Consider the following 7,066-nt stretch of genomic DNA (forward strand, 5'->3'; position numbering starts at 1 on the left):
CCGCCGCGACCATCGCCCGCACCGCCCCGCCGTCGTCGACCACGGGGACGATGGACCGGATGGACGGGCCGAGGGTGCCGGCGTAGGTCTCGGTCTGCGTCCGGCCGGCCAGCGCCTCGGAGACCGAGCCGATGTAGGGCCTGCCGATCTGCTCCGGGGTGCGGTGCGTGAAGCGCGTCCTGTCGGTGTCCATGATCGTGATGAAGTCCACGCCCAGCCGGTCCATGACGTCCACGGCGTAGGGCTGCAGGGTGGCCGAGGGATCAGGCCCCTCGACGGCTTCGAGGACCGCCGGTTCGAGGGCGATGGCCGTGGCGACCGCGACCATGCGTTCGGCCGTGGCGTCGTTGACGCCCTGTTCGGCGTCCGCGTAGAGGATGACCGAGAGGGCAGCGGCAAGGACGAGGATGAACAGGAGTTGGGCCACGAAGAACTGCTGGGCGAGGCTCCATCGACTCACGCCGTGATCCTGCTCCTTCCGGTTCCTGCCGGTCCGGGACCGGGCCGCCGCGCCCCGGCGCCGGGCCACGACCAGTATGAACTCAATCGTGACCCCGGTCACGCCCGATGCGATGATGATGGGGAAATACTCAACAGTACGCTTCCTGGTACCTCCCCCGCGGACGAAGAACGACCTTCCCCGCCGGCGCCACCGGGCGGCCGAACACCTAGGGAGACACCATGGCTATGGCGCCATCGCGGTCCGACAGCGGACCCGCACAACCCCGCAAGCGGGTCGACAAGACCCACTTCCTCTACATCGCGGTCATCGTCGCCGTGGTGCTCGGCGCGATCCTCGGCCTGGCCGCCCCCGAATTCGCGAAGGCGCTCAAGCCGCTCGGGACGGGCTTCATCAACCTCATCAAGATGATGATCGCCCCCATCATCTTCTGCACCATCGTGCTCGGTATCGGTTCCATCGCCAAGGCTGCGACGGTCGGCAAGGTGGGTGGCCTGGCACTCGGCTACTTCATCCTCATGTCCACCTTCGCGCTCGCCATCGGCCTCGTCGTGGGCAACCTCATCCAGCCCGGCGAGGGCCTCGACATCTCGTCCTCGACCTACGAGGTGCCGGAGTCCGCCGAGGGCGGCGAGGGCGGCACCGTCGGCTTCCTGCTCAGCATCATCCCGACGACACTCCTGTCGGCCCTGACCGGGCCGAGCATCCTGCAGACCCTGTTCGTCGCGCTGCTCGTCGGCTTCGCCCTGCAGAAGATGGGCTCGGCGGGCAAGCCGGTCCTCCGCGGCATCGGACACATCCAGGCACTGGTCTTCCGCATCCTCGTCATGATCATGTGGCTCGCGCCCATCGGCGCCTTCGGCGCCATCGCGGCCGTGGTCGGTGAGACCGGCATCCAGGCGATCATCAGCATGGCCACCCTGATGATCGCGTTCTACATCACCTGCATCCTCTTCATCGTCGTCATCCTCGGCGGGCTGCTGAAGCTCGCCACCGGCGTCAACATCCTGAAGCTGATGAAGTACCTCGGCCGCGAGTACCTGCTCATCTTCAGCACCTCGTCCTCCGAAGCGGCGCTGCCCCGCCTCATCGCGAAGATGGAACACCTCGGTATCTCCAAGCCCGTGGTCGGCGTGACCGTCCCCACCGGGTACTCCTTCAACCTGGACGGGACCGCCATCTACCTCACGATGGCCTCGCTCTTCGTCGCGGAAGCCCTGGGCAAGCCGCTGGCCCTCGGCGAGCAGATCTCCCTCCTGATCTTCATGATCATCGCCTCCAAGGGTGCGGCCGGCGTCACAGGTGCCGGTCTCGCGACCCTTGCCGGCGGCCTGCAGTCGCACCGCCCCGACCTGGTGGACGGTGTCGGCCTGATCGTCGGTATCGACCGGTTCATGTCCGAGGCCCGTGCCCTGACGAACTTCACCGGCAACGCCGTCGCCACCGTCCTGATCGGGACCTGGACCAGGGAGATCGACCGGGGCCGCGTCGACGAGGTCCTCGAGGGACGCCTGCCGTTCGACGAGACCACGATGAGCACCGATCACCGCTTCGACAACGACGACGTCGAGGACGGCGCGGAAGCCAGGACCGAGGCCGCCGTCCGGGGGAACACCGCTCCCTGACGCACGTACCTGTCGGACGGAGGTCCGCAACGAGACGACGGCGACGCCCCGGATTGCTTCCGGGGCGTCGCCGTCTCCGTCCGGCGGCCGCGAACCGGTGCCTGCCGGCACGGCGCGGCACTCCGGCGCCCGTCCGTCGGACCGACCTTCGACCTCTGGTCGAGGTTCAAGGCTCGCGCCCGAACAGCAGGGCCCGCCACGGCGGTCGCCGTGGGCGTTGTACCGTTGACTATGAGAAATGCCGCTCGCGTTGGATCGTCGACCGGCCCGCACCGATTCTGATGGAAGCGTGGAGAACAACGTGAGTAGTGAACAGGGTTCCACAACTCTGCCCAGCGCAGTGGACGCGGGACTGGGCCCGACCGGCCGCCCTGTGACGGAATTCCCCGAGCCGAGGGTCCTGGAGTCGCACGGCCCGGCGCGGGTCATCGCGATGGTCAACCAGAAGGGCGGCGTCGGGAAGACGACGTCGACCATCAACCTGGGCGCGGCACTCGCGGAGGCCGGACGGAAGGTCCTGCTGGTCGACTTCGACCCCCAGGGCGCCCTGTCCGCGGGCCTCGGCACCAACCCGCACGAACTCGACGTGACGGTGTACAACATGCTGATGGACCGGAAGGTGACCATCCACGACGCCATCCAGCACACCGCGATCGAGAACATCGACCTGCTGCCGGCGAACATCGACCTGTCCGCCGCCGAGGTGCAGCTCGTCAACGAGGTGGCCCGCGAGCAGGTCCTCGACCGCGCGCTGCGCAAGGTGTCGGACGACTACGACGTCATCCTGATCGATTGCCAGCCCTCCCTCGGACTGCTGACGGTCAACGCCCTCACCGCGGCACACGGGGTCATCATCCCGCTGATCTGCGAGTTCTTCGCCCTGCGTGCCGTCGCGCTGCTGGTGGAGACCATCGAGAAGGTGCAGGACCGCCTGAACCCGAGGCTCCAGATCGACGGCGTGCTCGCCACGATGTACGACGCGCGGACCCTGCACAGCCGCGAAGTCATCGCGCGCCTCGTGGAGGCGTTCGGGGACAAGGTCTTCGAGACCGTCATCAAGCGCACCATCAAGTTCGCGGACGCGACCGTGGCCGCCGAGCCCATCACGTCCTATGCGGCGAACCACTCCGGAGCCGACGCCTACCGCAGGCTCGCGAAGGAGCTCATCAGCAGGGGTGGAGCGCCCTAGTGCCGATCGCCCCCGGGTCCGCCCGGTACAGCTAGATGGTGCCCATGACCACGCGTGGGGCAGGACGGCCGACGACGGTGGACCCCGGGGCCCGGGGCGGAGCCGCAGCCCCGGCGGCCGACGGCGACGACAATGCGGCGCCGGCGGCCACGGGTCGCCCTGTCTTCGAGGTGCAGCTCACCAACTTCAGCGGGCCTTTCGACCTGCTGCTGAACCTGATCTCACGGCGGGAACTCGACATCACGGAGATCGCCCTCGCACAGGTCACGGACGAGTTCATCGCCCACATCCGGAGGATCCAGGCCGCCGAGGGCGAATGGAAGCTCGACGAGGCGAGCGAGTTCCTCGTCGTCGCGGCCACGCTGCTCGACCTGAAGGCAGCGCGGCTCCTGCCGGCCGGCGCCGTCGAGGACGAGGAGGACATCGCGCTCCTCGAAGCCCGCGACCTCCTGTTCGCCCGCCTCCTCCAATACAGGGCGTTCAAGGAGATGGCTCGGCACCTCGCGCAGCGGCTCGAGGAGGAGGACGCGCGCCACCCCCGCGACGTCCCCCTCGAACCCGCGTTCACCCGACTCCTCCCTGAACTCGTGTGGAAGCATTCCGCCGAGGAGTTCGCCGCCCTCGCCGCGAAGGTGCTGGCTCCGCGCCAGGAGCAGCCGCTGCAGGTCAGCATCGAGCATCTCCACGCACCACCGGTCAGCGTGCGGGACGAGGCCGTGGTGCTCCAGGACCTGCTGCTGGCCCGCGGCCCGCTGTCCTTCCGGCAGCTGACGGCGGACGCCGCGTCGCGCCTGGTGCTCGTGGTGCGGTTCCTCGCGCTGCTCGAACTGTTCCGGGACGGCGCCATCTCCTTCGAGCAGTCGGCGCCGCTGTCCGAGCTGCTGGTGACCTGGAGCGCCGAGGACGACCGGTGGACTGCGGAACGGTTGACGAGCGACTTCGAAGGGGACCTCGTCGGAGCGCACGGTGACGGGGGCCGGCATGGATGAGCCCACCGGAGCCGATTCCGGCAGCGGGGAGATCCCCGTCGAGGAACTCCCGGGCGGGCTCCGCGGAGCGGTGGAGGCGATCCTCATGGTCGCCGACCGCCCCGTCACGGACGAACAGCTCGCTGCAGTGCTCGAGCGTCCGACGGCCCTGGTGCACGCGGTACTCGTGGAACTGCAGCGCGAGTACGACGGCTATACTGGGTCCGGCCCCCAGAACACCGAGCGCACTTCGCCGCGCGGTTTCGAACTACGGACCATCGCCGGCGGGTGGCGCATCTTCTCCCGGAAGCACTTCGCCTCCGTTGTCGCCGACTTCGTGCTCGACGGCCAGTCAGCCCGGCTCTCACAGGCAGCACTCGAGACCCTGGCGGTCATCGCGTACCGCCAGCCGGTGTCCCGTGCCCGGGTCTCAGCGATCCGGGGCGTCACTGTCGACTCGGTGGTCCGGACGTTGCTCCAGCGAGGACTGGTCGTCGAGCTCGAGACCGATCCGGAGACCGGTGCGGTCCTCTATGGGACCACCACCCTCTTTCTGGAAAGATTGGGGCTGGGCAGCGTCGACGAATTGCCCCGGATCGCTCCCCATCTGCCGGGCCTCGAGAGCCTTGGGGAGTATGACGAGACGACGTACTGAGCACGACCTACGAGAAGGACTTTCTACATGACACAGCAGCCAGGATCCGGTTCCGGACGCAATACGCCGCGCCGCGGCGGGTCGACCGGACGCCCATCCGATGCTGCCCGTGGCCGGAAGTCCTCGCCCCGCGGCGGCTCGGCGCAGGGCGGAGGCCGTCCGGCCGAGGGACGACCCTTCCAGGAGCGAGCAGAGCGCGGCGGCCGGTCCGAGGGCCGTCCGTCCCAGGACCGCGGCGGGCGCGATGCCGGCCGGTCCGAGGGCCGTCCGTCCCAGGACCGTTCAGAACGCGGCGGCCGCTCCGCCGAAGGCCGCCCGGCCTCCGCGGGCGGTGGACGCCGTGATTCCGCCGAGGGCCGTGCCCGTTCCGCCGCCGGCCGCCCGTCCTCGGGAACCCCGTCGGGCCGCTTCGGCGCGAAGACCTCCGGACGCCCCGCTGCCGGCTCCACGCCGGGCTCCCGCTCCGGCGGGCAGGAGGGCGCCGGACGCCAGAAGCCCGCGGGACCCAAGGCCTTCGGCCGCGAGCGGTTCGGGCAGAATCTCGGACCGGTGCGTCCGGCCAGGCCCAGGCGTGCGAGCCGCCCTGCGGACGAGATCGACGTCCACAACCCGGAGGGCGTGCGCCTGCAGAAGGTCATGGCGCTCGCGGGCGTCGCCTCCCGCCGTGTCTGCGAGGAGATGATCCTCGACGGCCGCGTCGAGGTGGACGGCACTGTCGTGACGGAGCTCGGCGTGCGGGTCGATCCGGAGCAGGTCGCCATCCACGTGGACGGGATCCGCCTGCAGCTGGACGAGCACCTGAAGTACTACGTCTTCAACAAGCCGCGCGGGGTGGTCTCCACGATGGAGGATCCGGAGGGCCGCCCCTGCATCAGCGACTTCCTGAAGAACAAGAACAAGAACGAGCGCCTCTTCCACGTCGGCAGGCTCGACGCGGAGACCGAGGGCCTGCTCCTGCTCACGAACGACGGCGAGCTCACCAACCGCCTGACCCACCCGTCCTACGAGGTCCCGAAGACGTACCTCGTCCAGGTCCGCGGACCGATGGCGCAGGGTGTCGGCGCCCAGATGAAGGAGGGCATCGAGCTCGAGGACGGACTCGCCCAGGTGGACTCCTTCAAGCTCGTCGATTCGACGCCGGGCCACGTCCTCGTCGAGGTCGTCCTGCACTCCGGCCGCAACCGCGTGGTCCGGAGGCTCTTCGACGCCGTCGGCCACCCCGTCGAGCGCCTCGTGCGCACCCAGCTCGGACCCATCCGGGTCGGCGACCAGCGCCAGGGCAGCATCCGCGTGCTCGGGCGCCAGGAGGTCGGGCACCTGCTGGCATCGGTGGGCCTCTAGCCGATGTCCACGCGCACGGAACAGGGAACCCACCTCGCCGGTCCCGTCCTGGTCATCGGGGCGGGCCTGCTGGGGGCGAGCATCGGGTTGGGCCTGCGCGCGCGCGGGCTCGACGTCGTCCTGTCCGACAGCTCGCCGTCGACGGAGGCGGTGGCCCGCGACATCGGTGCGGGCCGGCTCCTCGGCCAGGCGCAGGGCGCCGGCGAGTCGGTGTCACCCGAGCTGGTGGTCGTGGCGACGCCGCCCGACGTCACCGCCCGCGTGGTGGCCGGGGCACTGCTGGCCTATCCCGGCGCCGTCGTCGTGGACATCTGCAGCGTCAAGGAAGCCGTCCTGCGTGAACTCTCGGCGACCCCGGACGCCGCTGCGCACCTGTCCCGCTACGTGGGGACGCACCCCATGGCGGGCCGTGAGAAGTCCGGTCCGGTCGCCGCGCGGGCCGAGCTGTTCACCGGAGCACCCTGGGTCCTCTGCGCACACGCCGACAGCGCGCCCGAGGCCGTCCTGCGCGCCGAGTCGCTCGCCGTCGACCTCGGCGCCGTGCCCGCACGCATGTCCGTCGAGGAGCACGACGAGGCCGTCGCGCTCATCTCCCACCTCCCGCAGGTGGTGTCGTCGCTCGTCGCGAGCAGGCTGCAGGACTCACCCGTCCAGGCACTCTCCCTCGCGGGGAACGGGCTGCGGGACGTCACGCGGATCGCTGCGAGCGATCCGCGCCTGTGGGTGCAGATCCTGTCGGCCAACGCCGCCCGGCTCGTCGACATCCTCTACGGCGTCCGGGAGGACCTCGACCGCCTGATCGGCACGCTCGAGGACCCGACGGCGGGC

General features: G+C 69.9%; 5 protein-coding genes and 2 pseudogenes. 6 read left to right on the forward strand and 1 reads right to left on the reverse strand.

Going from position 1 to position 7,066, the window contains the following annotated elements:
- A pseudogene (locus tag CVO76_RS17235) lies at positions 1–460 on the reverse strand (histidine kinase); the annotation flags it as partial.
- A 227-nt stretch (positions 461–687) separates the two neighbouring features.
- On the opposite strand from CVO76_RS17235, the gene CVO76_RS04525 reads away from it, so the two are divergent.
- The 6 genes and pseudogenes from CVO76_RS04525 to CVO76_RS04550 form a co-directional block, all read left to right on the forward strand.
- The gene (locus CVO76_RS04525; protein ID WP_133081935.1) at positions 688–2,085 is read left to right on the forward strand and encodes a cation:dicarboxylate symporter family transporter; all 1,398 of its coding nucleotides are present in this window, start codon (positions 688–690) and stop codon (positions 2,083–2,085) included.
- Positions 2,086–2,386: 301 nt separating this feature from the next.
- Positions 2,387–3,274: a ParA family protein gene (locus tag CVO76_RS04530; protein WP_208740886.1), complete on the forward strand. Its 888-nt coding sequence runs from the start codon at positions 2,387–2,389 to the stop codon at positions 3,272–3,274.
- A 44-nt stretch (positions 3,275–3,318) separates the two neighbouring features.
- Positions 3,319–4,263, forward strand: coding sequence for a segregation and condensation protein A (locus CVO76_RS04535; protein WP_208740888.1), 945 nt, complete (start codon positions 3,319–3,321; stop codon positions 4,261–4,263).
- A complete protein-coding gene (gene scpB / locus CVO76_RS04540; protein ID WP_208740890.1) occupies positions 4,256–4,897 on the forward strand; it encodes an SMC-Scp complex subunit ScpB in 642 nt (213 codons plus the stop codon). The genes CVO76_RS04535 and scpB overlap by 8 nt, the downstream gene beginning before the upstream one ends.
- Positions 4,898–4,924: 27 nt before the next feature.
- The gene (locus tag CVO76_RS04545; RefSeq protein ID WP_208740892.1) at positions 4,925–6,238 is read left to right on the forward strand and encodes a pseudouridine synthase; all 1,314 of its coding nucleotides are present in this window, start codon (positions 4,925–4,927) and stop codon (positions 6,236–6,238) included.
- Positions 6,239–6,307: 69 nt separating this feature from the next.
- Positions 6,308–7,066 (forward strand): annotated as a pseudogene (locus tag CVO76_RS04550) (prephenate dehydrogenase); the annotation flags it as partial.

It is taken from the genome of Arthrobacter agilis, from assembly GCF_002953615.1.
GTDB lineage: Bacteria > Actinomycetota > Actinomycetes > Actinomycetales > Micrococcaceae > Arthrobacter_D > Arthrobacter_D agilis_B.

Coding starts and splice junctions, on each gene's coding strand:
- scpB (WP_208740890.1), top strand. CDS start 4,256: ATGGATGAGCCCACCGGAGCCGATTCCGGCAGCGGGGAGATCCCCGTC.
- CVO76_RS04525 (WP_133081935.1), top strand. CDS start 688: ATGGCGCCATCGCGGTCCGACAGCGGACCCGCACAACCCCGCAAGCGG.
- CVO76_RS04535 (WP_208740888.1), top strand. CDS start 3,319: ATGACCACGCGTGGGGCAGGACGGCCGACGACGGTGGACCCCGGGGCC.
- CVO76_RS04545 (WP_208740892.1), top strand. CDS start 4,925: ATGACACAGCAGCCAGGATCCGGTTCCGGACGCAATACGCCGCGCCGC.